At 61.1% G+C, this 24,749-nt stretch carries 23 protein-coding genes and 2 tRNA genes; 20 read left to right on the top strand and 5 right to left on the bottom strand.

The annotated features are described in order from the left end of the window. The first annotated feature begins 369 nt into the window (after positions 1–369). The 10 genes from ABRA89_RS10210 (at position 370) to ABRA89_RS10165 (ending at position 9,096) form a co-directional block, all read left to right on the top strand. On the top strand, positions 370–2,175 hold the full coding sequence (locus tag ABRA89_RS10210; RefSeq protein ID WP_349941356.1) for a methyl-accepting chemotaxis protein: 1,806 nt from the start codon (positions 370–372) through the stop codon (positions 2,173–2,175). Continuing rightward, complete coding sequence (locus tag ABRA89_RS10205; protein WP_349941355.1) at positions 2,175–2,507, top strand: STAS domain-containing protein; 333 nt, start codon at positions 2,175–2,177, stop codon at positions 2,505–2,507. The genes ABRA89_RS10210 and ABRA89_RS10205 overlap by 1 nt, the downstream gene beginning before the upstream one ends. After that, entirely contained in the window at positions 2,504–2,866 is a 363-nt protein-coding gene (locus ABRA89_RS10200; protein WP_349941354.1) for a response regulator, read from the top strand. The genes ABRA89_RS10205 and ABRA89_RS10200 overlap by 4 nt, the downstream gene beginning before the upstream one ends. A 62-nt stretch (positions 2,867–2,928) precedes the next feature. Next, on the top strand, positions 2,929–5,226 hold the full coding sequence (locus ABRA89_RS10195; RefSeq protein WP_349941353.1) for a chemotaxis protein CheA: 2,298 nt from the start codon (positions 2,929–2,931) through the stop codon (positions 5,224–5,226). 5 nt (positions 5,227–5,231) lie between these two features. Next, on the top strand, positions 5,232–5,699 hold the full coding sequence (locus tag ABRA89_RS10190) for a chemotaxis protein CheW (RefSeq protein ID WP_349941352.1): 468 nt from the start codon (positions 5,232–5,234) through the stop codon (positions 5,697–5,699). Beyond that, entirely contained in the window at positions 5,696–6,610 is a 915-nt protein-coding gene (locus tag ABRA89_RS10185; RefSeq protein WP_349941351.1) for a CheR family methyltransferase, read from the top strand. The genes ABRA89_RS10190 and ABRA89_RS10185 overlap by 4 nt, the downstream gene beginning before the upstream one ends. Continuing rightward, the gene (locus ABRA89_RS10180; RefSeq protein WP_463671274.1) at positions 6,607–7,632 is read left to right on the top strand and encodes a protein-glutamate methylesterase/protein-glutamine glutaminase; all 1,026 of its coding nucleotides are present in this window, start codon (positions 6,607–6,609) and stop codon (positions 7,630–7,632) included. Before ABRA89_RS10185 ends, ABRA89_RS10180 begins: the two co-directional genes overlap by 4 nt. 120 nt (positions 7,633–7,752) lie before the next feature. After that, a complete protein-coding gene (locus ABRA89_RS10175) occupies positions 7,753–8,142 on the top strand; it encodes a response regulator transcription factor (protein WP_349941349.1) in 390 nt (129 codons plus the stop codon). Next, entirely contained in the window at positions 8,139–8,684 is a 546-nt protein-coding gene (locus tag ABRA89_RS10170; protein ID WP_349941348.1) for a chemotaxis protein CheD, read from the top strand. Before ABRA89_RS10175 ends, ABRA89_RS10170 begins: the two co-directional genes overlap by 4 nt. A 67-nt stretch (positions 8,685–8,751) precedes the next feature. After that, complete coding sequence (locus ABRA89_RS10165) at positions 8,752–9,096, top strand: hypothetical protein (RefSeq protein WP_349941347.1); 345 nt, start codon at positions 8,752–8,754, stop codon at positions 9,094–9,096. Between the two features lie 271 nt (positions 9,097–9,367). On the opposite strand, the gene ABRA89_RS10160 is transcribed toward ABRA89_RS10165, so the two are convergent. The 4 genes from ABRA89_RS10160 to ABRA89_RS10145 all read right to left on the bottom strand — a co-directional run bounded on the left by ABRA89_RS10160 (position 9,368) and on the right by ABRA89_RS10145 (position 10,785). Then, positions 9,368–9,444: transfer RNA gene (locus ABRA89_RS10160), tRNA-Ile, on the bottom strand. A gap of 187 nt (positions 9,445–9,631) precedes the next feature. Continuing rightward, the gene (locus tag ABRA89_RS10155; RefSeq protein WP_349941346.1) at positions 9,632–10,183 is read right to left on the bottom strand and encodes a hypothetical protein; all 552 of its coding nucleotides are present in this window, start codon (positions 10,181–10,183) and stop codon (positions 9,632–9,634) included. Beyond that, positions 10,170–10,514 carry a hypothetical protein gene (locus tag ABRA89_RS10150; RefSeq protein WP_349941345.1) on the bottom strand — a complete coding sequence of 115 codons (345 nt, stop codon included), beginning with the start codon at positions 10,512–10,514 and terminating at the stop codon, positions 10,170–10,172. The genes ABRA89_RS10155 and ABRA89_RS10150 overlap by 14 nt, the downstream gene beginning before the upstream one ends. 195 nt (positions 10,515–10,709) lie before the next feature. Beyond that, positions 10,710–10,785: transfer RNA gene (locus ABRA89_RS10145), tRNA-Thr, on the bottom strand. Between the two features lie 277 nt (positions 10,786–11,062). Here ABRA89_RS10145 and ABRA89_RS10140 point away from each other — a divergent pair. The 6 genes from ABRA89_RS10140 to ABRA89_RS10115 all read left to right on the top strand — a co-directional run bounded on the left by ABRA89_RS10140 (position 11,063) and on the right by ABRA89_RS10115 (position 16,467). Further along, positions 11,063–11,842, top strand: coding sequence for a 3-hydroxybutyrate dehydrogenase (locus ABRA89_RS10140; RefSeq protein ID WP_349941344.1), 780 nt, complete (start codon positions 11,063–11,065; stop codon positions 11,840–11,842). Positions 11,843–11,882: 40 nt separating this feature from the next. Continuing rightward, a complete protein-coding gene (locus ABRA89_RS10135) occupies positions 11,883–12,704 on the top strand; it encodes an MBL fold metallo-hydrolase (protein ID WP_349941343.1) in 822 nt (273 codons plus the stop codon). A 218-nt stretch (positions 12,705–12,922) separates the two neighbouring features. Further along, positions 12,923–13,345, top strand: a complete 423-nt coding sequence (gene rbfA / locus ABRA89_RS10130) for a 30S ribosome-binding factor RbfA (RefSeq protein WP_349941342.1) — start codon at positions 12,923–12,925, stop codon at positions 13,343–13,345. Next, positions 13,345–14,331, top strand: coding sequence for a tRNA pseudouridine(55) synthase TruB (gene truB / locus ABRA89_RS10125; RefSeq protein WP_349941341.1), 987 nt, complete (start codon positions 13,345–13,347; stop codon positions 14,329–14,331). Before rbfA ends, truB begins: the two co-directional genes overlap by 1 nt. A 107-nt stretch (positions 14,332–14,438) precedes the next feature. Next, the gene (gene corA, locus ABRA89_RS10120) at positions 14,439–15,530 is read left to right on the top strand and encodes a magnesium/cobalt transporter CorA (protein WP_349941340.1); all 1,092 of its coding nucleotides are present in this window, start codon (positions 14,439–14,441) and stop codon (positions 15,528–15,530) included. Position 15,531: 1 nt separating this feature from the next. After that, positions 15,532–16,467 (top strand): alpha/beta hydrolase, encoded by a 936-nt coding sequence (locus ABRA89_RS10115; protein WP_349941339.1) that lies wholly within the window; start codon positions 15,532–15,534, stop codon positions 16,465–16,467. A gap of 43 nt (positions 16,468–16,510) precedes the next feature. On the opposite strand, the gene recQ is transcribed toward ABRA89_RS10115, so the two are convergent. Continuing rightward, positions 16,511–18,310, bottom strand: coding sequence for a DNA helicase RecQ (gene recQ / locus ABRA89_RS10110; protein WP_349941338.1), 1,800 nt, complete (start codon positions 18,308–18,310; stop codon positions 16,511–16,513). A 381-nt stretch (positions 18,311–18,691) separates the two neighbouring features. Between recQ and xrtT the strand changes: the two genes are divergently transcribed. The 4 genes from xrtT to ABRA89_RS10090 are packed head-to-tail and all read left to right on the top strand — an operon-like array spanning position 18,692 to position 24,720. Next, positions 18,692–20,224 carry an exosortase T gene (xrtT, locus tag ABRA89_RS10105; RefSeq protein ID WP_349941337.1) on the top strand — a complete coding sequence of 511 codons (1,533 nt, stop codon included), beginning with the start codon at positions 18,692–18,694 and terminating at the stop codon, positions 20,222–20,224. 18 nt (positions 20,225–20,242) lie between these two features. After that, the gene (locus tag ABRA89_RS10100) at positions 20,243–22,489 is read left to right on the top strand and encodes a VIT domain-containing protein (RefSeq protein ID WP_349941336.1); all 2,247 of its coding nucleotides are present in this window, start codon (positions 20,243–20,245) and stop codon (positions 22,487–22,489) included. A gap of 8 nt (positions 22,490–22,497) precedes the next feature. Further along, complete coding sequence (locus ABRA89_RS10095; protein ID WP_349941454.1) at positions 22,498–23,181, top strand: response regulator; 684 nt, start codon at positions 22,498–22,500, stop codon at positions 23,179–23,181. Further along, positions 23,182–24,720 (top strand): ATP-binding protein, encoded by a 1,539-nt coding sequence (locus tag ABRA89_RS10090; RefSeq protein ID WP_349941335.1) that lies wholly within the window; start codon positions 23,182–23,184, stop codon positions 24,718–24,720. It begins immediately after the preceding gene. The last annotated feature ends 29 nt before the right edge of the window (positions 24,721–24,749 follow it).

The following is a 24,749-nucleotide window of genomic DNA, read 5'->3' as shown; positions in this document are numbered from 1 at the left end:
GCGAATATAATGCAAAAGCCCGCCATCGTTACAGAGATGGCGGGCTTTTTCCTGGAAGGAGCATTGCATCCAACTCCAGCCTGCGGAGAGGTGTGTCTGATAAATACCGTTTGTTGTGAAAGGCTTGACAGCTCGCGCGATCAGAACGAAGCGCGCTTCACCGCCCTCGCGCCGTCAACAGCGTGGTCCTTATGAAAAAATTGAAGTATTAATAGAAAAAATGACTGACCAAAAAGTATTTTTCTCGCAACGACACGGTGACTCGAGGGCAAGAAGCCTCGGAAAGCGTGGAATTTTAACCATATTTTAAGAAGTTTAACTTAATTTGATGCCGTTAATCTCTCTCCCACCCCTTCAGTGAGACGCATAATGAAGTTTTTCGGTTCTGCCGCCAAAAGTAATGCGTCCGCCGTTCTCGATGCCTTGAGCAAGTCGCTTGCGATCGCCGAGTTCAATACGAATGGCGAACTCGTTACGGCGAATGAGATCTTCTGTCGCATCCTCGGCTACAATCTGAACGAACTGAAGGGCAAGAACCACAAGTCGTTCATCACGCCTGAGGAAGCGTCCTCACGCGAATACAAGGACTTCTGGCCCAATCTTGCACGTGGCCAGACCGATGCGGGCGAATTCCAGCGCATCGGCAAGTCGGGCAAGGAAATCTGGATGCAGGCCTCCTACAACCCCATCAAAAACAAACGTGGTGAGGTGATCGGCGTCGTCAAGCAGGCGACCGACATCACGGACGAGCGGCGCCAGCGCGTCGAGACCGAAGCAAAGATGGCGGCCCTTTCGCGCATCCAGGCGGTCATCGAGTTCCTTCCCTCCGGCGAGATCATTACGGCCAACGAAAACTTCCTTTCGGCAACCGGCTACAAGCTGAACGAGATCGTCGGTTCGCATCACCGGATGTTCATGGAGCCGCAAGAGGCCCAGTCGCCGGACTATGTCGAGTTCTGGCTTCGTCTGAATCGCGGCGAGCCGGTCACCGGCGATTTTCGGCGTATTGGAAAGGGCGCACGGGAGGTCTGGCTCTACGCGTCATACAACCCGGTCTTCGGCCCGTGCGGCAAGATCGTCAAGATTGTGAAATTTGCAAGCGACGTGACCGAGCGTGTTCGTGCGGTCACAGCAATCAGCACCGGTCTTTCCCTGTTGGCGCAGAACGATCTGACCTGCCGCCTGGAGCAGCCGTTCTCATCGACCTTCGAGCCCCTCCGTCAGGATTTCAACGCCTCGATCACTCAGATTGCTTCGACGATGAACAAGATTCTGCAAAGCTCGGATGGCATCCGCAGGGGCACCGAGGAAATCTCGGTCGCGGCGGACGACCTCTCCCGGCGAACCGAAACCCAGGCAGCAAGCCTTGAGGAAACCGCCGCGGCTCTCAACGAGATCACCTCGACCGTCAAGAAAACGGCTGTGGATGCATCCCAGGCAAACAATGCTGTCTCCACCGCCAGGACCGATGCCGTTCGTTCGGGCGAGATCGTCGGAAACGCAATCGCCGCGATGGATTCAATCGAATCGTCGTCGCGTCAGATCGAGCGGATTATCGGCGTGATCGACGAAATCGCCTTCCAGACCAATCTCCTCGCATTGAACGCGGGGGTGGAAGCAGCGCGAGCCGGAGAAGCGGGGCGCGGCTTTGCGGTCGTCGCCTCGGAAGTTCGCGGGCTCGCGCAACGCTCGGCGGAGGCTGCGAAGGAGATCAAGACGCTGATCTCGACCTCTGGCGAACAGGTCGGTCTTGGCGTCAAGCTGGTGAAGGAAACCGGTAGCGCACTCGAGCGAATCGTCGAGCAGATAAACAATATTAACTCTCTTGTGTCCAATATGGCGAACTCCGTTCAGGAGCAGTCGACGGGTCTCGGAGAGGTCAACGTCGCAGTCGGCCAGATGGATAAGGTCACACAGCAGAATGCGGCGATGGTCGAGGAAACGGCTGCCGCCAGCCGAAGTCTCGCCGACGAAACGGTAAGCCTCAACGAAGCTGTGAGCCAGTTCCGAATGGACAAGAATGCCAGGCAGCAGAGCGTCCGCAAGGACGCGCCTGTAAGCTTGTCGAAAGCAAAAGACAGTAAGACTGTCGTTGCAATGAAGACCGTGGGACGCGGCGGTGCCCAGCCTAAGCCGCGGGCGGTAGCCGAAACCGAGAGCTGGGAGGAGTTTTGATGACGATGACGCAAACACCGGCGCCTGATGACCTGGATTTGCGCTGGATCGAGCTTCCACCGACTCTCGATATCGCCTCGGCTGGCCCCCTCGCAGCCCAGCTGCAGGCCCAGAAAGGATCGGCCCTCGCGATCGACGCCTCGTTGGTCGAGCGGGCTGGGACCCAAGCGATCCAGGTGCTTTTGGCCGCGTCAAAGACCTGGCAAGCCGACAACCTCGAATTCAAGATCGCGCAGGCCTCGAAGCCATTCGTGACCAGCCTCGAACTGATTGGTCTGACGATTGATGATTTCCACGAAGAGCCGTCTGGTTCGGAGAGCGATGACAAATGAAGATGATTCTGACGATCGACGATTCGCGCACGATGCGTGAGATGCTGCGGCGAACCCTGCAAGAGGCGGGTTTCGAGGTCAAACAGGCCGAAGACGGCGTGGACGGCCTGGAAAAGCTCGCCGAGGAGCGCCCGGATGTCATCATTACCGACGTCAATATGCCGCGCATGGATGGTCTGACCTTCATCGAGAATGTCCGCCTCAACGACACCTATCGCGGCATCCCCATTCTCGTTCTGACGACCGAGAGTGACGCCGAGAAGAAAGCGCGGGCCAAGAACGCCGGTGCCACCGGTTGGATCGTGAAGCCGTTCGACCCTCCCAAACTCGTCAGCGCGATCAATCGGGTTGCCGCCTGAACGGCGCAAACCGTTTGCCGCACCGTACCAATCTTTTTTGCCTTTGAACCGAAGGATCGACGATGAGTGGGATGGATGAAATCCGCCAGACCTTCTTCGAAGAATGCGCCGAGCAGCTCGAGGAGCTCGAGCAGGGCTTGCTGGCCATGCAGAACGGCGAGTCTGATTCGGAAACCGTTCATGCGGTGTTCCGCGCCGTGCATTCGATCAAGGGCGGTGCCGGCGCGTTCCACCTGACCGAACTGGTCGGGTTCGCCCATACCTTCGAGAATGTTCTCGACGCCGTGCGCTCCGACAAGCTCGCGCCGACACCTGAAGTGCTTGCGATTCTTCTTCGCTCGGCGGATGTCCTCATCGATCTCGTCGAACAGGCTCGCAATGAAGAGACCGTCGATCCGGCAAGCTATGCAGATGTTGCCCAGGCTCTCAACAGCCTGAAAGGCACCGTGCCGGGTGCCGTCGCTCTTCCCGAGGACGAAGACGATGACGGCATGGGCGATCTCGACTTCACGCCCGTCCAGGTTTCGCTCGACGATCTGATTGGCGGCGACGACGACGATAGCGACACGAACGTCTTCCACATCGCGTTCAAGCCGCTTCCCGAACTCTACGCCAATGCCAATGAGAGCATGCGGCTTATTCGCGAAGTAGTTGCGCTCGGCACTGCCGAGGTGCGTTGCGACAGAAGCTCCATTCCCGATCTCGACACGATTGATCCGGAAGCTGCCTATCTCTCCTGGGACATCACGCTCGAGACCAGCGCGCCCCGCAGCGCGATCGAGGAGATATTCGAATTCGTCGAAGGCGATTGTGAACTTTCCATCGAGAAGGTGTCGTCGGACGAGGGAGGCGCAGACGCACCGCCGCTTGCCGGTGAGGACCTCGACAACAACGTGGCCAGCCTGCTGGCGATGCTCAATCTCGGCGAACCGGCGACGGACGAGGCGCCCGAGGATGACGATCCTGACGGTGGTCCGGACTCGCCTTCGACCGACGACGAAGCGAACGAGACGGAGTCACCGAGCGCCGAAGCTGAGGCCGAGGTAAAAACGCCGAACGCTGAAGTGCAGACTTCGAACGCGCAGGCGGAGCCCGCAAATGAACCTGCAGCCGCTGCTTCGGGGGAAACGAAAAGCCGCAATGCGCCGGCTTCGACGAGCATTCGCGTCGACCTGGAGCGCGTAGATCGCCTGATCGACCTCGTGGGCGAACTGGTGATCCACCAGGTGATGCTCTCGCAGCGCGCCCAGCAGGCTGGTCTTGCGCCGGCATCGGAGCTGACGCTCGGGCTTGAGGATCTGGAACAGCTGACGCGCCAGCTGCAGGACAGCGTCATGGCGATCCGCGCGCAGTCGGTCAAATCGGTTTTCCAGAAGCTTCCCCGGCTCGTTCGAGAGGTCTGCAGCGCCACGGGCAAGAACGTGAAGCTCATGACCGACGGTGAATATACCGAAGTCGACAAGACGGTCATCGAGCGCCTGTCCGATCCGCTCACCCATATGATCCGTAACGCGATCGATCACGGCATCGAGGCGCCGGAAGAGCGCATCGCAAAGGGCAAGAAGCCCGAGGGTACGATCTGGGTGTCCGCGGCCCATCGCTCAGGCCGCATCGCCATCGAGATCAGCGACGACGGCGCCGGCATCAACCGCGAGCGGGTTCTCGACATTGCCGTGAAGAAGGGCCTTGTCCCCGCCGGCGCAAATCTTAACGACGAAGAGATCGACAATCTGATCTTCCGGCCGGGTTTTTCGACGAAGGAAGAAGCGTCGGAGCTTTCGGGACGCGGCGTTGGTATGGACGTCGTCAAACAGTCCATTCAGTCTCTCGGCGGGCGGGTGTCGATCGCCTCTCAGCCGGGCCTCGGTTCCAAGTTCACCCTGAGCCTGCCGCTGACCCTTGCGGTACTTGACGGCATGATCGTCTCGGCTGGCGACAATACGCTCGTGCTGCCTCTGACAGCGGTGCTGGAAACGCTGAAGCCGAACACGACGGACGTGAAAAACTTCTGCAACGAAACGAACCTGATCCGGCTGCGCGATCAGTTCCTGCCTGTCATCGACGTCGCGCGCTGCCTCGGTTTCCGTAGCGAACAGAAAGAGCCAAGCGACGGCGTCACCGTGCTTGTGGAGAGCGAGAACGGCACGCGCCAGGCGCTTCTGGTCGATGCGATCCAGGGCCAGCGGCAGGTCGTGATCAAGAGCCTCGAAACCAATTACGGACGGGTCGACGGGGTATCGGCGGCGACGATTCTGGGCGACGGACGTGTCGCCCTGATCCTAGACGTCGATGCTTTGACAGCTTCGGGACGCCCCGAAGGTGGTCCTCCTAAAGAAATCATGTCGATAGCGGCGGAGTAAGTGTGATGAGCAATACAGTGAGCAAGGACAGCAGCGAAAAGCGCGAACTCATCGCCTTCCGGATGGCCAAGCAGGAATTCTGCATAGACATTCGCACGGTGCGGGAGATTCGCGGCTATACGGAAGCGACGCCACTGCCGAAGACACCGGAATACATCGTGGGCGTGATCAATCTGCGCGGCACGGTTCTGCCGGTCATCGACCTCGGCCTGCGGATGGGCCTGAAGCCTATCGAGCCGACGGCACGCTCGGTCATCATCGTCGTAAAGCTCGGCCAGCAGCTTTTTGGCCTGCTCGTGGATGCGGTTTCCGACATTCTCAACGTGACCGAAGACATGATCCAGCCGAACCCCGATCTCAACAACGAGCGTGCGCGGTCCTTCGTGTCAGGCATGATGACGATCGAAGATCGGATGATCGCGATCATCGAAGCGGCTAGCATTCATCCCCAGCGTATGGATATCGCGGCATGACAACGGCTGCCCCGGCTCTTCGTTCGAACGCCGCAGGCGGGCAGACGGCCGGTGCGGTTGCGGCCCGAGGCGAACGCGCGAGCGAATTCGAGCTTTCGGAAAAGGACTTCAAGACGATTGCCGCAGTCATCTACGAGGATGCGGGTATCGTCCTGAAGCCCTTCAAGATGGCGCTCGTCTATTCGCGGCTCGCCAAGCGGGTGCGCAGGCTCGGGCTTGCCGGCTTTCAGGATTATTGCAACCTGATCTCCAGTGATGCCGGGAAGGCGGAGCGGCGCGAGATGCTCGCGGCCCTGACAACGAACGTCACCCATTTCTTTCGCGAGAATCACCATTTCGAGCATATGCGCGAAGTCACCCTCCCGCCTCTGATCGAAGCGGCGAAGAACGGCGGCCGCGTGCGATTCTGGTCGGCCGGATGCTCGAACGGACACGAGCCCTATTCGATCGCGATGACGATCCTGTCCATGATGCCGGACGCCCCCAAATACGACATCAAGATTCTGGCTACCGACATCGATCCCTATGTGATCGCCTTCGGCAAGGCCGGCCTCTACGACGACGCTGCCGTCGAGCCGGTCGCTCCGAATCTGAAGAAGCGCTGGTTCACGCCGAGAAGCGGCGGTAAGCAGTACGAGGCCGTGGCCGAAATGCGCAGCCTGATCGCGTTCCGCGAACTGAACCTCATCGGTCCATGGCCGATGAGCGGACGGTTCGACGCGATCTTCTGCCGCAATGTTCTGATCTATTTCGACGAAGCCACCCGCGAGGCGATCTGGCACCGCTTCTGCGACCAGCTCGACCCGGCCGGCTATCTCTATGTCGGTCACTCCGAGCGCGTAAGCGGCGCGGCGATGCAGCATCTGGCCGTCGAAGCCTCGACGACCTACCGCTTGAAGGGGGCATCGTGATGACTCCAGTCAAGGTCATCATCGTCGACGATTCGGCGACGATGCGGATGCTTCTGCGCAACGCCCTGAAGCAGGACGACGGTATCTCCGTCGTCGGCGAGGCGAAAAGCGCGGCCGATGCCCGTCAGAAAATCAAGGAACTCAATCCCGATGTCGTCACACTCGACGTCGAGATGCCGGGAATGGATGGCCTTGAGTTCCTCGAAAAGATCATGCGCCTCAGGCCGATGCCCGTCATCATGGTCTCGTCCCTGACGGCACCTGGCGCCGCAGCGGCTATTACCGCGCTTGAATACGGCGCGTTCGACTGTGTTGGAAAGCCCAACGGAACGAACGGCTCGACCTTTGAGTCGCTGCCTAATCTGATCCGTCAGGCTTCATCCGCCGGTCGGCAGATCAGCCAGCGCACACCGACGACCACGCAAGGGCCCGCGCCGACTTCGCCGGATCTCCAGCGCAAGGCGGCCTGGCCGGACGTCGTCGCGATCGGCGCCTCGACGGGCGGCGTGGAAGCGCTGATCGCGCTTCTGTCCGACTACCCGGAAGATTGTCCGCCGACGGTGATCGTCCAGCATATGCCGGAGACCTTCACCTCATCCTTCGCAAGCCGGTTGGACCGTGCTTGCAAGGCCAAGGTTTCGGAAGCCAAGGAAGGTGATCCGCTGGTTCGCGGCCATATCTATCTTGCGCGCGGCGGCAGACATCTGGTCGTCAAAAAGACCGGTGTCGCCCGTTGTGTCTATCGCGACAACGATCCGGTTCAGGGCCATCGCCCGTCGGTCGATGTGCTCTTCAAGTCCGTTTCCGAGCAATACGGCAATACGGCGAGTGGCATTCTGCTGACGGGTATGGGACGGGACGGCGCCGAGGGACTTTTGACGATCCGCGAGGCTGGCGGACGGACTGTCGCACAGGACGAGGCAACCTCTCTCGTCTACGGAATGCCGCGTGCTGCCCATGATATCGGTGCAGTCAATAAGGGAACGCCACTCAAGAAGATAGCAGCCGAGATATTCGGCTAGAGCGCGTTCCGCCGAAAAAGGGAACGTGGTCTCAAGAAGATAGAAATGTTGATGAAATATACGCTGAATCATCGGGCGGCTCGAAGATACCCGACACGAGACAAGGATGGTGGGTGAAAAATGGCCTCTAAAAAAGAGTTCAAAGTTCTGATTGCGGACGACCACCGGACAAGTCGTATGATCGTCGTGGATGCCCTTCATCAGCTCGGTATTCCGAACGTGGCCTTTGCCGGCGACGGGGAGGAAGCCCTCAAGATGATGATGGCGAGCCCGGCGCACATGGTGATCTCCGACTTCAACATGCCCAAGCTCGACGGGCTTCAACTCCTGAAGGCGCTCAGGAGCTACCGCCCGACGGCGAAGACGCCTTTCATCATTCTCAGCGGTCGCGGCGACCGCGAACTGGTTCAGAAGGCGATCACGCTTGGTGCCAACAACTATCTGTTGAAGCCGATTACGGTTCCTGTTCTCCAGAAGACGATCGAAGCGGTCGTTGGTCGTTTACAATGAGCTTGCTGCAAACTGCCCAAAGAAAGCACAACGTCATCCAGGGCGAGGCCTATGTCACCAATCAGGACATCATCCTGACGACGCTTCTTGGATCCTGCGTTGCTGCATGCATCTGCGACCGCGATGCGGGCGTCGGGGGCATGAACCATTTCCTGCTTCCCGGCGATGCGAACAACGGTGTCGGTAGCCGATCGGAAAGTTACGGCGCCTACCTGATGGAGGTTCTCGTCAATGGTCTCCTGAAGAAGGGGGCCCGACGCCATGCGCTCGAAGCCAAGGTCTTCGGTGGGGCGAGGACGATGGATCTTCAAACCGATATCGGCTCGCGGAACGCCGAGTTCGCGGTGCGCTTTCTGGCGACCGAAGGCATTCCGACCGCATGCGTGGATGTTGGTGGCGTGCGTGGCAGACGTATCGAATACTGGCCGCTGAGCGGCCGCTCGCGTCGTCTTCTTCTGAACGACAAGAGCGCGCCAGTCGCAGTGCCGCCGACCTTTTCCACTCCGCCCGCGTCGTCTCTCGGCGAGGTCGAATTCTTCTGATTTTGAATGGATGGCCTGTTCTATGAATTGCGCAACAGCCGAAAAGCTCGACTCTGACGCGGTTTCAATGGAGGAAAGCAAGGTTTTCCTGTCCAATCTGATCGTCGCCATTGCCGACGAGATGAGCTCGACCGCCAGCGCGGTCGAAGATCTCGGCGATGTCTTCGGCGGAGCCAGCGACCTCGATTCGAACGCCATGGTGAAGCTTCAGGCGATCGACCGGAACGCGCAAATTCTGACGAATCTCTCGCGCCTGCTGGAATGTGTGTCACTGTCGATCCCCACCGAGACGAAGGTGGAGATAGACATGGTGCAACAGACACTGCTCATGAGCGACCTGTGCCATCGTCTCCTGATGACGACAGACCCGAATGTTGCCGCACCTGAGGCAGGCGAGTCTGAATATTTCTAAGGCTCTGCTCCAAGAGCCATTTTACGACACGTCTTGGCGAAGCCTGTGCTTCGCCAAGACGTTTTGTTTTCAGTAGGCGTCCCGAGAATCATCGCGGCGCATCTCGGGTGACGGCCGAGACATTCGAGTTTTCCGCATTTCTTTGGTCCGGAGGCGGCTTGGTCTCTGCCCTGACATCAGATCGACAGCCAGGGCTCAAAAAATCCGACAGTCGGAATTGGGTCCTTACACGCGGAGTTTTGAAACTATCGGGAAACAAGAGGCTGGTGAGTGGTGCCGCTTGCGTGACTCGAACACGCGACCTACGCATTATGACAGCGACACCCGAAGCCGAAATGTGGATCCGGCAATGCCCCCATGCAGTGAGAGCCTACGTGTCCGGCGAGGTTAAGAACCATCTCAAAGAAAGACGAGGCGCGAAGCCAATCACTCTGTCCGTTGCGGTCTACGATTCAGAAGCCGAGCGCTTGCTGGACGAGTTTTTGTATAGGCTGAGCGCCAACTTTCCGAGCAATTATTCATAATGAGACAGCCGCTACGCTGGGACGAGACCTTGCCCATCGCCGTCTATCGGATTGCGGTCAGATCCGAAGAAACGCTTCATGAACGCTGTCACCCGGTCGGGCTCAAGCATCTCTCGAGCGAGAATAGCAGCGACACGCGTTCCATCGACGTGCGAAGTGGCCATGGCAAGAAACACGCCTGACATCGCAACAGCAACCGTTTTATGAAGATCTGGCGCATATGCGCGAAGGTAGTCTACTTCCTTCTGAATTTCTTCTCGCGCGTTCCGGCCGACACTCGACCTGTCGAAGTCGTACGTGACAAACTTGCGGGCAGCGCTTTCGTGGCTGATAAGATTTAACATGAGGATTAACGTCCGGCGCGCTCCAGCAGGTAGGCGGTTATCCTCGAGCGCAACTTTGGCCGCCTCAAAACCAAGATCGACCTCACGTTCAAAGTCGCAAAGCAACCGAAGTGTCATACGCGCATGACGTGCGCGATCACGCAGGAAAATCACCGCGGGCAGACCGACAGCGACGATGAACAAGGCAAATGCAGCGGTCGAGAGTTCAATCGTGATCATTTGGTTCTCCTCGGTCAAAATCGAGAATGCTCTGTTTGACCGCTTCGCTCTCTGCCTGCGTTGCGAACTGCCCGGCGATTTCTTTGCTTTTCGCCTGCCAGGCTACTTTCTGACGCCTGTGTGTAGAATTCGCTTCAAGCATGGAACGCAACCATCGCACAAAGGGCCAAAGCACAGCTAGCCCGAAAGCTGAGGCTAAAACATGGTACCAAGCGACCCCAAAGGCGAGAGCGATGAATGCACACACCACTATGAACGCGTAGATGCGATCATCTTTGTCGAGCTTGTCGACCGAACTGAACGCGTCCCCAAACGAAGGCTTATCGCTCAACGGTTGTCACCGTAACCCGCAACCAAAACGATGTAGAGCGGCATCCGATCGCTTCAGTCATTGTTTCTCATGTCGCGTTTCATGTCGCACGTATTCGCCGACAGTACCGGGAAAACCCCGAAAATCAAGGGAACTGAGCGCAACACGGATGCGACAAGCGAAGCGGCAAAATCATAGCTAAGGGCTTGAAAAGAGTGGTGCCGCTTGCGTGACTCGAACACGCGACCTACGCATTACGAATGCGTTGCTCTACCAACTGAGCTAAAGCGGCCCGGCCGGCACTGCCGGCTGAACTGCGCCCTGATAACGCCAAACGGCGCCGCATTCAAGCAGCCGCCGAGGCGAAATTTCTCGAAAGCGAAGATGCGAGCCCGTAGCTTGTCTTTGCCGGCATGAAGCCAAATTCATGCAACCGGCGGCAAAGACTGGCCGTTCATGCTGCAGAGCACAAATCTCCTGTCCGGCAGGGCGAGAGCTATCCGAAGTTTTTCCTCTGACGCTTCCGGATCGCGCGCTTTGCGGACATGGAACGGCAAGGAGGCATCATCATGCAACTTCAGGACAATGTCGCAGTCGTTACCGGCGCTTCTTCCGGGATCGGTCGGCAGATCGCGCTGAGCTACGCCAAGGAAGGCGCGAGTATCGCCATCGGCGATATCGATATGGAGGGTGCGAACAAGGTCGTCTCCGAGATCGAGGAGATGGGCGGCAAGGCGATGGCCGTGAAAATGGACGTGACCGACGAGAACGCGGTGAATGCCGGCGTCGATGCGGTCGCTGAGCGGTTCGGCAAGATCGACACGATGGTCTCCAATGCCGGCATTCAGATCGTCCATCCGATCGAGGATTTTCCCTACGATCAGTTCAAGAAGATGATCGACATCCATCTCGGCGGCGCATTCCTGCTCACCAAGGCCTGCGTGAAGCACATGTACCCACAGAAGTCCGGCTCGCTGATCTATATGGGCTCGGTCCACAGCCACGAGCCGTCCGCTCTGAAGACGGCCTATGTCTCGGCCAAGCACGGCATTCTCGGCCTGTCGCGGGTTATGGCTAAGGAGGGTGCCAAGCATGGCGTGCGGTCCAACGTCATCTGCCCCGGTTTCGTGAAGACGCCACTGGTCGAAAAGCAAATTCCCGAACAAGCCGAAAATCTCGGCATATCCGAGGAAGAGGTCGTCTCGAAGATCATGCTTGGCGAGACCGTGGATACGGAATTCACGACCTTGCAGGACGTCGCCGACGTCGCGGTCTTCCTCGCGGCCTTCAAGACGAACGCGCTGACGGGACAGTCGATCACGGCGAGCCACGGCTGGTACATGGCCTGATGCGCCAGGGTCCTGCGAACCGCATTTCGAGAGCCGGGCGATGACGACCACGTTTCTCTGCACCGCCTGTGGCACGCAGTATCCGCCTTCGGACGCGCCACCAAAACACTGCCCGATCTGTGAGGATCACCGGCAATTCGTGCCGCCGGCGGGGCAGTCCTGGGTCTCGTTCGAGGCGATGCGGGCGGGGCGACGCTTCCAGATTGCGAGGGAGGGCGAGTTTCTCAGCCTGTCGCCGCTGCCGGCCTTCGGTATCGGCAACCGGGCCTTTCTGGTTCGAACGCCTCACGGCAATCTGCTGTGGGACTGCGTACCTTGTGTCGATGATGCGATCGTCGAGATCATCGAAGGTCTCGGCGGGCTTGCCGGTATCGCGATCTCCCATCCACATTACTATTCCGCGATGGCCGAATGGTCGGCCGCGTTTGGTGACATTCCGGTCCATATCCATGCAGACGAAGAAAAGTGGGTGATGCGGCGCGGCTCCTACCTCGATGCCTGGCAGGGCGAGCGCAGGGAGCTCTTGCCGGGCGTGACCATGATCCGCTGCGGCGGGCATTTCGCCGGCGCGTCCGTGCTTCACGTTGCGATGGCCCATGACGGCAAAGGCGCATTGATGGTCGGCGACGTGCTGCAAGTAACGCCCGGCTGCGACAAGCTCGGCTTCATGCGATCCTATCCGAATTTCATTCCACTGGGCGAGAAGCTCGTCCGGCGGATTGGACGTGCTCTCGAAGGAGTCGAGTTCGACGGCGTCTATGGCGCGTTTTGGGATCGCTCGATCACGGACAACGGCCGGGCGATCATGGAAGCCTCGATCGAGCGCCATATCGAATGGCTGCACTGCGAGGATGACACGTGAGAGCGGTTGACATTTAGGGCTGAAATCAGCAGTTAGCGCAGCCTGAAACACGAGCGGCCGGGCAAGTCCCACCCTTGGCGGCTGCCGCATCGAAACCAGAACCGATCGAATATCCCGCGCGGCCCCGAAAGGGACCGCCGCTTGCCGTTGAAGCAAAGCTCTGAGAAGAGCGAGCCAAGGTAGACATTCGATCGAACAGAACGACTGAAAGGCCCTTTATGGCCCGATCCAAATCCGGCGCAGGCCCGAGCCAGCGCCAGCTGTCCGTTGGCGAAAAGGTGCGCCACGCGCTGACCGAGGTGATGCAACGTGGCGAGATTCGCGATCCTCTGCTCGAGCGCGCCGTCATCTCGGTCTCGGAGGTGCGCATGTCGCCAGACCTCAAGATCGCGACGGCCTATGTCACCGTACTCGGCCAGGACGACATCCAGCCCTTTATCAAGGCGCTGAACGATAACGCGAAATTCATTCGCGGGCGCGTGACGCCATCCCTCAAGCAGATGAAATACATGCCGGAAATACGCTTTCGCGAGGATACCTCCTTCGACAACTTCGCCAAGATCGACGCGCTTTTGAAATCGCCGGAGGTCCAGCGTGATCTTCATGGCGACGAGGACGACGATCAGGGAGGCACGAACTGATGGCGCGCCGGGGCAAGAAGCCGAAGGGCCGGCCGATCAGCGGCTGGGTGATCCTCGACAAGCCGAAGGGCATGGGCTCGACTGATTGCGTCAGCAAGCTGAAATGGCTCTATTTCGCGCAGAAATGCGGCCATGCCGGCACGCTCGATCCGCTGGCCTCCGGCATGCTGCCGATCGCTTTCGGCGATGCGACGAAGACCGTGCCATACGTGATGGACGGCCGGAAGACCTATCGCTTCACCGTGCGTTGGGGTGTTCGCACGACGACCGACGACACCGAGGGCGAGGCGATGGAGACCTCCGATCTGCGCCCGAGCGAGGACGAAGTCCGCGAGCTCCTGCCGAACTACACCGGCGAGATCGAGCAGGTGCCGCCTTCGTTCTCGGCGATCAAGATCGGAGGCGAGCGGGCCTACGATCTTGCCCGCAGCGGAGAGGCGCCGGAGATCGAAAGCCGCGTCGTGACCGTCCACAGTCTCGACCTGATCGAAATGCCCAATGCCGACACCGCTGTCTTCGAGGCCGAATGCGGCAAGGGGACCTATGTGCGCGCCATCGCCCGCGATCTGGGCCGCGATCTCGGCTGCCAGGGCCATATCACGGAACTGCGCCGCACGGCAGTCGGCGCGTTCACCGAGGAGGACATGGTGCCCCTCGACGAGCTGATCGACGTCGCCGACGAGAACCGCGAGGAGCTGGACGAAGAAGCGATCGAGTCCGGCGCCAAGGCGCGCATCCTCGATTTCGGCCCTCTCGACGAATACATCATCGAGCCGGAGGCGGCGCTTTCTGAACTCTACGAGGTGATGCTGAACGACGATCAGGCCGGGCGGGTACTCGCCGGAAATTCGGTTCTGTTGCGCGGACGCGATGCGCCTGCCTTCTGCGACGAGGCCTTTGCCACCGGCCACGGCCGCCTGATCGCGCTCGGCGCCATCGATCAGGGCTCTTTCCATCCCAAGCGTGTCTTCGGCGGCAAGGGGTAGGCGCATTCGACGAAGGCCTACAGGTCGGAACCCGCTGTCCACTTCCGCCTTACGTCTACGGACGAAAGCCCCCGCAGTTGCGGGGCAGTGGCGATCGAAGGGACGGCATGGCGAAGATACCATTCGGCAAGGATCGAAGGCGCAAGGCGGAGAAGACCAAGCGGTCGGAAATCGGCGCGCCGCCGGGGCAGCTCGTCGCCGATCCGGAGGCCGAACGATCCCGCTTGAGCTTTTGCGGCTTTGGCAGTGGGCGCCACGAGGAGATCGCGGACATCGATCTAGATACCGCGCTTTCCAAGCGGGATGAATGGCCGGTCGTCTGGCTCGATCTGACAGGGCTTTCGGATATCGAACTCATCAAGCGCATTGGCTCTGCCTTCGGCCTTCACGAACTGGCGCTCGAGGATGTCGTCAACACCGACCAGCGTCCGAAATGCGACGCCTTTGCCGGCCACGCTTTTCTGGTGATGCGAATGCTGGACGCAGAGGGTCGATCCGAACAGCTGTCTGTCTTTTTCGGCGATGGTTTCGTCCTGACCTTCCAGGAGCGTGCGGGCGATAATTTCGACCCGGTGCGCAAGCGGATCCAGAAGGGGGCTCCGCGTCTCCATGCCGGCCGAGCCGATTATCTCGCCTACGCGCTGATCGATGCGGTCGTGGACGCCTATTTCCCGATCTTCGACCGGCAGACCGAGAAGATCGACCAGTTGGAAGAGGAAATTTTCGAGGATGTGGATGCCGTCCAGGTGCCGGAACTTCATGCAATGCGCCGCGAGATGCTCTACCTCAAGCGCTTCGTGCGTCCGACGCGCGATGCGCTGAACGCCTTGATCCGGCTCGAAAGGCCCTGGCTGTCGGAGGAGACCAAGGTCTATCTCGCCGACGTGCAGGACCACTGCGACCAGCTGATCGACCTCAACGACACCTATCGCGACACGGCCGGTGGGCTCGTCGACCTCCACATGACGCTGTCCGCGGCTCAGACCAACGAGGTGATCAACCTTCTGACGATCATCTCGACGATCTTCATTCCGCTGGGCTTTCTGGCAGGGCTCTGGGGCATGAACTTCAATCCGGAGATTTCCGAATGGAACATGCCGCTCACCCAGTCGCCGATCGGCTATCCGTTGGCGCTGGGGCTTATGACCGCGATCGCCGTCGGTCTCCTCATCTATTTCAAGAAGAAGCGCTGGATCTGAGATGCTGAGTGATAAAGCCAAAGAGGTACTTGCCGATCTGGCGCGCAAGGCAGGCGTTCAGATCGCAGCGCGCGACGAAGCGCAGAAGCTGGAACAGGCCCGCGCCCTCACCGGCGCGATGGCCGACTATTCCGGTTCCGCGCCGGACGGTATCCTGACCGAGGATACCCAGGTTTCGGGACCGGCGGGAGATATTCGGGTTCGGCTCTATAAGCCCGCAATGGCGGAGCGCACGAAGCTGCTGGTCTGGTATCACGGGGGAGGTGCGATGGCCGGTTCCCTCGATAGCCACGATACCGCGCTTCGGCAGCTCTGCGCGGCCACGAAGCGGACGATCGCCTCCGTCGACTATCGCCTCGCGCCGGAGCATGTTTCGCCCGCCCCGCAGGAGGACTGCATCGCAGCGACGCGGGCGCTGATGAAGAACGCAGGCGATTTCGGCTGCGATGGCAAGGGTATTGCCATCGGCGGCGACTCCATCGGCGGCATGTTCGCCGCCCTCGTCGCAATCGCCTTGCGCGATGCGGGCGAGACCATGCCCGAGGCGATGATCATGCTCTATCCGAACACCGATCTCCGCCAGGACCGGGATTTTCCGTCGCTGAAATCGGAGTCCGGTCACGTCATGACCGAGGAATCCCTCGCCTACGAAAATTCCCTCTTCGTACCGAATGCCGCGGACCGTGGATCTCCGACGGTCTCGCCGCTGATAGCCGAAGATCTCTCCGGCCTCCCGCGCACACTACTCGTCACCTGCGAGCACGATCCCCTGCGCGATGAGGGAAAGGCTTTCGGTGAGCGTCTGTCCGAGGCGGGTGTCCCGCTCGAAAGCGAACGGCTCGACGGCATGATCCACGGCGTCTTTCAGATGGCGGGTTGGATCGACGAAGGGAGCGAAGTGCACAAGAAGGTCGGTGAGTTTCTGCGCTCTGCTTAGCTTATGCCTTCGGCTTTCCGCGAGTTATTCCAAAGCGCCGGGGTCAGTCGTGCTCGGCGATTACGGCGAGAAAGGCTGGACCGTAGCGATCGAGTTTGGTCTCGCCGATGCCCGGGACTTCAGCCATCTTTGCGCGCGAGATCGGGCGCGCGGCGGCGAGTTCGATAAGGGTCTTGTCGTGGAAGATGACATAAGGCGGCACATTCTGGGTGCGCGCAATTTCCATGCGTTTCTGGCGTAGGGCCTGAAAGAGGGAATGATCGGCTTCTGGCACGGCAGGCTGCGCCTGTCCCCTTACACCCTGGCGACGGCCCTTTCGCGGGGCGGCGGGTACGCGCAGCATCAGGTCCGGCTTGTCGCGCAGGAAGTCACGCCCTGCTGAGGCGATCGACAGACCGCCATGGCCGGCGAGATCGACGTCAACGAAGCGCAGGGCGATCAGCTGGCGCAGGATGGCCCGCCAGGTGTTGTTGTCATGTTCGGTTCCGATGCCGAAGGTCGAGACCTTGTCATGGCCGAACTGAACGATGCGCTCATTCTCCCGGCCGAGCAATACATCGACGATATAGGCCTGCCCGAAGCGCTCGCCCGTGCGATAGATGCAGGAGAGCGCCTTTTGTGCCGCGATCGTCCCGTCGAACAGCTTTGGCGGTTCGGCGCAGGTGTCGCAGTTGCCGCAAGGCTCGCAGTGATCGCCGAAATAGGTGAGGAGGCTCTGTCGACGGCAGCCGGCGGTTTCGGCGAGACCCAGAAGCGAGTCGAGCTTCTGGCGCTCCATGCGCTTGCGCTGTTCCGGGGCGTCGGATTCCTCGATGAAACGGCGGCGTAGCGCGATATCTTCGGACCCGTAGAGCATCAGCGTGTCGGAGGGGAGACCGTCACGCCCGGCCCGGCCCGTTTCCTGATAATAGGCCTCGATGCTGCCCGGCAGGTCGAGATGGGCGACGAAGCGCACGTCTGGCTTGTCGATACCCATGCCGAAGGCAATGGTTGCGACCATGATCACCGCCTCGCCGTGCTGGAACCGGGTCTGGTTCGCCTCTCGCGTGTCTCTGTCCATGCCCGCATGGTAGGCGAGAGCGTCATAGCCCTCGGCGCAAAGCCAGGCGGCGGTTTCCTCGGTTTTGCGTTTCGACAGGCAATAGACGATGCCGCTCTCGCCCTGATGACGCCCGAGGAAGTCCTTTAGCTGAGCGCGCGGATTGTTCTTTTCCTCGATTGCGTAGCGGATATTGGGGCGATCGAAGCCGGCGATGAACGCATCGCTTTCTGCGATATCGAGATGGGCCAGTATCTCGGCGCGGGTCGGCTCGTCGGCCGTCGCCGTCAGCGCCATGCGTGGGGTGTCCGGGAACCGCCGCGTAAGGATTTCGAGTTCTCGATAGGAGGGGCGGAAGTCATGCCCCCACTGGGATAGGCAATGGGCCTCGTCTATGGCGATCAGCGACAAGGGCGCGCGATCAAGCCGCTCCAGCACATCCGCCCGCAGCAAGGTTTCCGGCGCAACATAAAGGAGGTCAAGTGAGCCGGCCTCCACAGCGTCCCACAGCTCGCGCCGTTCATCCGGCGAGAGGTTTGAATTCAGCGCGGCGGCCTTCACGCCGGCCTGCCTCAAAGCCGCTACCTGATCGGCCATCAGCGCCAGAAGCGGCGATACGACGAGGCCCATTCCGGCTCTCGCGATGGCTGGGATCTGATAGCAAAGCGACTTACCACCGCCGGTCGGCATCAGGACGAACGCATTTTGGCCGGCAAGCACATGCTCGACGATCGCCGCCTGTGCGCCGCGAAACGCGTCGTAGCCATAGACTGACTTGAGGATGTCGGCGGGCGTCGAATTCATCAATCTGTTGGTCCCGACATTCGCTGGTCGTTCATAAGCGCGGCACCCGGTCGGTTTGACGGTCCGCGCGATCACGCACCTCACTATCATCATCACGCCACCGGACAACCGGACACATCGATCCATTGGCGCACAGCGATACGTCCGAAGGGCGAGCTGACTTCGTTCGCAGGAATGGAGCGCTGAGGGTATTTATCCGCACAATCGGCAATTTCTTACGAGTGGATCAAAGCGAAGATTGGCAGGGTCGCTTTCGCGCGCTGCCTCGATCGGAACAGGCCGGGCGTGGAATTGGCGAAACTTACAACGCGCCGTCGCAAATGCTGAAAATCTGCACACGGGCTCGATAAACCGTGCAAAGCCGGGCGGCAGTCTGGCGGCATGTCGAAGCTGTCGCTCCCCATCGCCTCACATGTCTCCGCCCGTTTATTCGTGGCCGCAGGCTTCGCCCTGGCCTCGGCGATTCTGGCAGCGGAGCCGGTCCTGTGGCTCGTCGAGACCTGGCTCGATCCGTCCTATGCCTCCAATGGCCTTGCCTATGCCGTGTCCGCCCTCGGCATTGCGATCTGGTCGCTCACGAGCCCGCTGAAAGAAGACGACCGCGCCTCGCGGACGCCCGCCCTTCTCATTCTGATCGTATCGGCACTTCTCAGACTGGCGAGCCAGATCCTCGCGATCTCGATCATCGGTGGGCTCGCCCTTGCGCTGGATGTCTACGCGATCCTCCTGCTTCTGCGGCTCAGTGAACGTGAGCGCGCCGTCTCGCCCTTCTGGCTGACCGGCCTTTTCGCCCTCTCGATGCCGTTCGAGCGCATTCTTCAACGTATCGCTGGCTACCCGTTGCAGGAGGCTTCGGCGTCGCTCGCCTGCGACATCCTCGGGCTCGCCTATGACGACCTTCTCTGCGAGACCGTGCGCATCCGCCTTGAAGGCAATGACGTTCTCGTCGACCTGCCCTGTTCCGGCACCGAAAGCCTGATGCTTGCGCTTGCGCTTGCAGTCGCTGTCATCGCGATACGGCGCCCGGCCGCATTCCACACCTTCACTGCGATCGTCGCCACGCTTGCGATGGCAATTCTCGCGAACGGGATGCGCATTGCGCTCATCGCCGCAGGTATCAACCATCGCGAGTTGATCGGCGTCGATGTCATGGCCGCGCCCTGGCACGATGCGGTCGGCTATCTCACCCTCGCGGTCTCGGTCCTGCCGGTGCTGTTCGTTCCCGCCGGACCTACACAAAGGAAGGGCAGGCGGCCCGCCGTCCTGCCCCGGTTCCGCGCGTCTGCGCCAGCCATCCCCTATCGAACCGGAGCGATCCTCGCCGCGGCCTTCTGCATCTTCGCCCTGGTCATCGTTACCCTGCCGAAGACCCCGATCGACGTCTCCGCTTCGGTGGCACAGCTGCAAATGCCCGCGATCATCGACGGTGAGGTCGCTCGGACCCTGCCGCTCGAACCCATCGAGGAAGCTTATTTCCAGCGCTTCGGCGGGCAGGCCCTCAAGGCCGCCTATGGTGAGACGACGCTGACCCTCGTGCGCACCGCATCTCCGCTTCGCCATCTCCATGCGCCGGACGATTGCCTGCGCGGTCTTGGCCTCACCGTGACCTTTCTCGGCAGCCGGTTCGAACCGGTTCCGACCGCACTCTATCGCGCTGAGGATGCGGAGGGCCGCAGCTGGCAGGTCGCCGTCAGCTATGCCTCCAGCGAGGGCGAGATCACCTCCAGCGTCGCTGCCGCCATCTGGAGCTGGCTCAGGCATCCGCAAACCCGCTGGACCAGCATCCAGCGCATCACCCCCTGGCAGCTGCCGCCGGCCCTTCGCGAACGCCGGGAAGCAGCCCTCGTCGCCGCGCTCGACCTCAGCCCGAGTGGCGACGCGACCGCCGCGAATTCGATCACCGAAACCGAATAATCAACGGAGAACCGACCCATGCGACCGATCCACGCCACGCTTGTTCTGTGTCTTGTCATGCCCTTTGCCGCCACGGCTTCACCCCTCATGCCTGTCGACCCTGCCAAACAGGACCGCGCTGGCGAGTTGACGGCCCGGATCGGCGGGCGAACCGTTTCCTTCCCGGTGCTGAAAAGCGATTATCGGGTTCGCATCGAGGGCGATGTCGCGACCGTCACCCTCGAACAGACCTTCGTCAATCAAGCCGAGACGCCGGTCGATGCGACCTATCTCTTCCCCCTGAACAGCAAAGCCGCCGTCAATGCCGTGACGATGCGGACCGGAGACGACATCGTCCGCGCCGTCATCAAGCGCAAGCATGAGGCGGAAGAGACCTTCGAGACCGCGAAGGAGAATGGCCAGCAGGCAGCGCTTCTCACCCAGCTTCGGCCGAACATGTTCACGCAGGAGCTCGCAAATCTGATGCCGGGTAAGCCGGTCTCTGTGACGCTCACCTATGTCCAGACCGTTCCGAAAGTTGACGATGCCTACGAGCTGATCGTGCCCATGGTCGTCGGACCGCGCTACGAGGGAAAATCCGGCGGCGCTTCGCTTCTGACCTCGGGCAATCAGGAAGCGACCGGAACCGACAACCAGTCCCCGACCGAAACGGCACCCGATGGGCAAGCCGTCCAGATCGGAGCCTGGAAGGTCGGGCCGCTTCCCGCATATCCGCCCGTGATCGGCCAGAATGCCCCGGCCGGTATCGATCCCGAACGCGTTGCGCTCGCCATCGACCTCGCCGTTCCGAGCGGCACGGCCGAAATCACGAGCCCGACCCACGAGCTTGACATCGCATCCGATCGCAAGATGCGGCACATCACGCTGGCGAGGGGGAAGGTGATCGACAACAGCGACTTCGTCCTGCGGTATACGCTGGCGAAGGAGGCCGAAATCGCCGGCGCCGCCCTCGTTCACCGTGACGAGCGCGGCGGGTTTCTTTCCGTCATGATCGAGCCACCGAAAGTGCCGGATGCGGAGATGATCGCCAAGCGCGAACTGGTCTTCGTGCTCGATACCTCGGGCTCCATGACCGGCGCGCCGATAGACGCTTCCAAGCAGTTCATGGCCAGCGCCCTCAAGGGGCTGCGGCCGGACGATCGGTTCCGGATCTTGAGCTTTTCCAACACCACCAGCCAGATGGCGGCGGCAGCGCTTCCAGCCTCTCCGGGCAACATCGCCGCCGCAGTTCGCTACGTGAACAATCTCGACGCTGGCGGCGGCACGGAGATGGACCGCGCCATCAACGATGCGTTCGACACCGAGCAGCCGGCGGACACGGTGCGGCTCGTGGTCTTTCTCACGGACGGCTACATCGGCAACGAGGCAGCCGTGCTGTTTTCGATCGCGCACCGGATCGGCCAGTCCCGGATCTATGCCTTCGGCATCGGCAATGCGGTGAACCGCTATCTGCTCGAAGGCATGGCCGAAGAAGGAAGAGGCTATGTGCGCTATGTCCAGCCTGGCGACGATCCGCTGGAGACCGCGGAAACCCTGGCGCGGGACCTGAAGACGCCGCTTCTGACCGACATCGAGATCGACTGGAAAGGCTTGCCGGTCAGCGAAGCGACACCGGAGCGCCCGCGCGATCTCTTTGCCGGCGATTCGATCCGGGTCGCCGCACGCTACGATGCTGATCGGGCCGAGGCCGGTACGCATACGATCAGCATTGAGGGCAAGCTGCAGGGTCGGCCCGCCTCGATGCCGGTCGAGATCGAGCTGCCGGCGCATGCGTCATCCAGCGATGACGCCAACCCCATCCCCCTCGTCTGGGCGCGCGAGCGGATTGCGCAGGCCACGCGCCATCTGACGCTGCGCCCCGGCGATGCGGCCCTCGAAGAGCACGTCACGCAGCTCGGCCTCGGCTTTTCCCTGCAGACACAATTCACCTCCTTCGTCGCCGTCCACGACGAGGTCGTCAATCCGGATCGCTCAACGACGAAAGACGCCGACGTGCCCGTACCGCAGGTGAAGGACGTGACGGTGAACGCCTATCCGTCGCTCAATCTCGCAGGTTCGTCCGCACCCGAACCCGAAGGTATTTTGGGCTTTCTCATCCTTCTTTCGATCGCTATCGCACGCTGGCATGGCGCGCTCGCCGGGATGTGGCCGCAATGGCTCACGCGCCGGGCGAAGCAGGCTCGGCCCGAGGATGCCCACGAGATTGTTCTGAAAGACACGATCCCCTACCGTATTCGCAAGGACGGCTGGTGGCTGGAAGGGTAGGGGGAGAGATGAAGCGCATTCTCGTCATCGACGACGATCCCCATATTCGCGAGATCGTCGTCTTTGCACTGGAACGGGAAGGCTACGCCAGCGAGATCGCCAAAGACGGACGCGAGGCGCTCGAAAGGCATGAGAGCTTCCGGCCCGATCTCGTCGTCCTCGATATCGGCCTGCCTGAACAGGATGGGCTCGAAGTCTGCCGCGCCATCCGGCGTGATCACGAGACGCCGATCCTCTTCCTCTCCGCCCGGTCCGAGGAGATCGACCGGGTTCTCGGGCTCGAAATCGGCGGTGACGACTACGTCACCAAGCCGTTCAGCCCGCGCGAACTCGTTGCGCGGGTCAAGACGATCCTGAAGCGCTCCGGCGCCCCCGCCAAGGCGCCAAACGCCGTCAGACATGGCGTCCTTTCCCTCGATCGGGAAGCCCGGACCGTTACGGTCGAGACGCAGGATGCCGGGCTGACGGGATTAGAGTTTTCGATTCTCACCCTTCTCATCGAGCGGCCGCGCATGGTGTTCAGCCGCAACCAGCTGCTCGACGGTGCCTGGCCGGACAATGTCCATGTGTCGGACCGGACGATCGACAGCCATATCCGCAACCTGCGTGCCAAGCTCGCGCGCGCAGGCTGTCCGGACGCGATCGACACCGTGCACGGCGTCGGCTTCCGGCTCGGGGCCTGCGGCGGATAGATGGCGCGGCAGGTCAAAGCCAAGTGGCGCCCGAGCCTGACGCAGATCCTTCTCCTGATGATGGGGGCTGTGCTCTTCCTGCCGCTCGCGGGCGTCGGCCTCTTCCGCATCTACGAGAACCATCTCGTCTCAACGACCGAAGGCGAACTGATCGCCCAATCGGCGGCGATCGCGGCGGCGGCAAGCGCGATGCTTGAAACGCAAGCGGGCGCGGAGCCAGCCCCGGCTACATCCTCTTTGCCAGAGCGCACGCTGGAGGCCCGCTATGTCACGCCATTGCTGAGCCTCGGCAGTTCGGCAATCCTTGGCGAACGCCCGGATGCACGGCCCGCGCAAACTCCCGCCACAGCCCGGATGCGCGCGATCGGCCAAGCGCTCGATCCCATCCTTCGGGGGACGCAAGGCGTCACGCTCGCCGGCTTTCGTGTCGTCGATGCGAACGGCACGGTCATCGCGGGACGAGGCGAGATCGGCCAGTCACTTGCTCATATCGCGACCGTTCAGACCGCTCTCGAAGGGCATTATGCCAGCGAGCTCCGCACACGCACGGTCGACAATCCGCAGCCGATCTATTCGATCAGCCGGGGCACCAATGTGCGCGTCTTCACCGCTTTGCCGTTCTTTTTGGACGGCACCGTAGCCGGCGCCGTCTACGCCTCGCGCACACCGAGTAATATCCTGAAGGAGCTTTATCTTCAGCGCGAGCGGGTGGCCTATGCCGGCCTCACCGTCCTTGCTCTCTCACTCGTCATCGGCATCATTTTCGCGCGCGCCATCGGTCTGCCGATCCACGCTCTGACCGCGCGGATGGACCGGATCGGCCATGGCGACCGCAGTGCGATCGCGCCGCTCAAGCGCTATGGCAGCCGGGAGATCGCGAGCCTCGCCGAAGACCTCTTCGACAATGCGGGCAAGCTGTTCGACCGCAAGGACTATATCGAGGCCTTCGCCGCGCACGTCCAGCACGAGATGAAGACCCCGCTGACGGCGATCCGCGGCGCGGCCGAACTCCTCGCCGAGAGTGGGGAGGAGATGGATGCCGGGCGGCGCCGAAAATTCCACGAGAACATCCTCGCCGACACAGTGCGCATGAACCGTCTGCTCGATCGATTGCGCGATCTGGCACGCGCCGAGAACGCGACCAGCGCCGGCAGCACCGATCTTCGCCGCGCGGCGGAAAGCTCGGCGGCCCGGTATCCCGATCTTCGCCTGAGTCTGACCGGCGATGCTGTTCTCCCACTGTCGCCGGAAGCCGTCGGCATCGTACTCGACAATCTGATCGATAACGCCGTCCAGAACGGCGCAGGCAAGGTGGTGATCACCGGAGAAGGTCGGGGCTTCACTGTCGCCGATGACGGCAACGGCATCAGCGCCGGCAATGTCGAAAAGATCTTCGAGCCGTTCTTCACCACGCGCCGTGAGACCGGCGGAACCGGCCTCGGCCTCGCAATCATCGCCGCGCTCCTGCGCTCAAACGACGGATCGATCGAGCTGGTTTCGAGCGCCGAGGGAGCGGCGTTCCGTGTTCGCTTCGACTGACGATCCTCAGAGCAGTGGGGAGACCCACT

Source organism: Fulvimarina thalattae (assembly GCF_040239565.1).
Lineage (GTDB): Bacteria > Pseudomonadota > Alphaproteobacteria > Rhizobiales > Rhizobiaceae > Fulvimarina.
This window is presented reverse-complemented; position numbering and strand designations above follow the sequence as displayed.

Coding starts and splice junctions, on each gene's coding strand:
- ABRA89_RS10210 (WP_349941356.1), top strand. CDS start 370: ATGAAGTTTTTCGGTTCTGCCGCCAAAAGTAATGCGTCCGCCGTTCTC.
- ABRA89_RS10205 (WP_349941355.1), top strand. CDS start 2,175: ATGACGATGACGCAAACACCGGCGCCTGATGACCTGGATTTGCGCTGG.
- ABRA89_RS10200 (WP_349941354.1), top strand. CDS start 2,504: ATGAAGATGATTCTGACGATCGACGATTCGCGCACGATGCGTGAGATG.
- ABRA89_RS10195 (WP_349941353.1), top strand. CDS start 2,929: ATGAGTGGGATGGATGAAATCCGCCAGACCTTCTTCGAAGAATGCGCC.
- ABRA89_RS10190 (WP_349941352.1), top strand. CDS start 5,232: ATGAGCAATACAGTGAGCAAGGACAGCAGCGAAAAGCGCGAACTCATC.
- ABRA89_RS10185 (WP_349941351.1), top strand. CDS start 5,696: ATGACAACGGCTGCCCCGGCTCTTCGTTCGAACGCCGCAGGCGGGCAG.
- ABRA89_RS10175 (WP_349941349.1), top strand. CDS start 7,753: ATGGCCTCTAAAAAAGAGTTCAAAGTTCTGATTGCGGACGACCACCGG.
- ABRA89_RS10170 (WP_349941348.1), top strand. CDS start 8,139: ATGAGCTTGCTGCAAACTGCCCAAAGAAAGCACAACGTCATCCAGGGC.
- ABRA89_RS10165 (WP_349941347.1), top strand. CDS start 8,752: ATGGAGGAAAGCAAGGTTTTCCTGTCCAATCTGATCGTCGCCATTGCC.
- ABRA89_RS10155 (WP_349941346.1), bottom strand. CDS start 10,183: ATGATCACGATTGAACTCTCGACCGCTGCATTTGCCTTGTTCATCGTC.
- ABRA89_RS10140 (WP_349941344.1), top strand. CDS start 11,063: ATGCAACTTCAGGACAATGTCGCAGTCGTTACCGGCGCTTCTTCCGGG.
- ABRA89_RS10135 (WP_349941343.1), top strand. CDS start 11,883: ATGACGACCACGTTTCTCTGCACCGCCTGTGGCACGCAGTATCCGCCT.
- rbfA (WP_349941342.1), top strand. CDS start 12,923: ATGGCCCGATCCAAATCCGGCGCAGGCCCGAGCCAGCGCCAGCTGTCC.
- truB (WP_349941341.1), top strand. CDS start 13,345: ATGGCGCGCCGGGGCAAGAAGCCGAAGGGCCGGCCGATCAGCGGCTGG.
- corA (WP_349941340.1), top strand. CDS start 14,439: ATGGCGAAGATACCATTCGGCAAGGATCGAAGGCGCAAGGCGGAGAAG.
- ABRA89_RS10115 (WP_349941339.1), top strand. CDS start 15,532: ATGCTGAGTGATAAAGCCAAAGAGGTACTTGCCGATCTGGCGCGCAAG.
- recQ (WP_349941338.1), bottom strand. CDS start 18,310: ATGAATTCGACGCCCGCCGACATCCTCAAGTCAGTCTATGGCTACGAC.
- xrtT (WP_349941337.1), top strand. CDS start 18,692: ATGTCGAAGCTGTCGCTCCCCATCGCCTCACATGTCTCCGCCCGTTTA.
- ABRA89_RS10100 (WP_349941336.1), top strand. CDS start 20,243: ATGCGACCGATCCACGCCACGCTTGTTCTGTGTCTTGTCATGCCCTTT.
- ABRA89_RS10095 (WP_349941454.1), top strand. CDS start 22,498: ATGAAGCGCATTCTCGTCATCGACGACGATCCCCATATTCGCGAGATC.
- ABRA89_RS10090 (WP_349941335.1), top strand. CDS start 23,182: ATGGCGCGGCAGGTCAAAGCCAAGTGGCGCCCGAGCCTGACGCAGATC.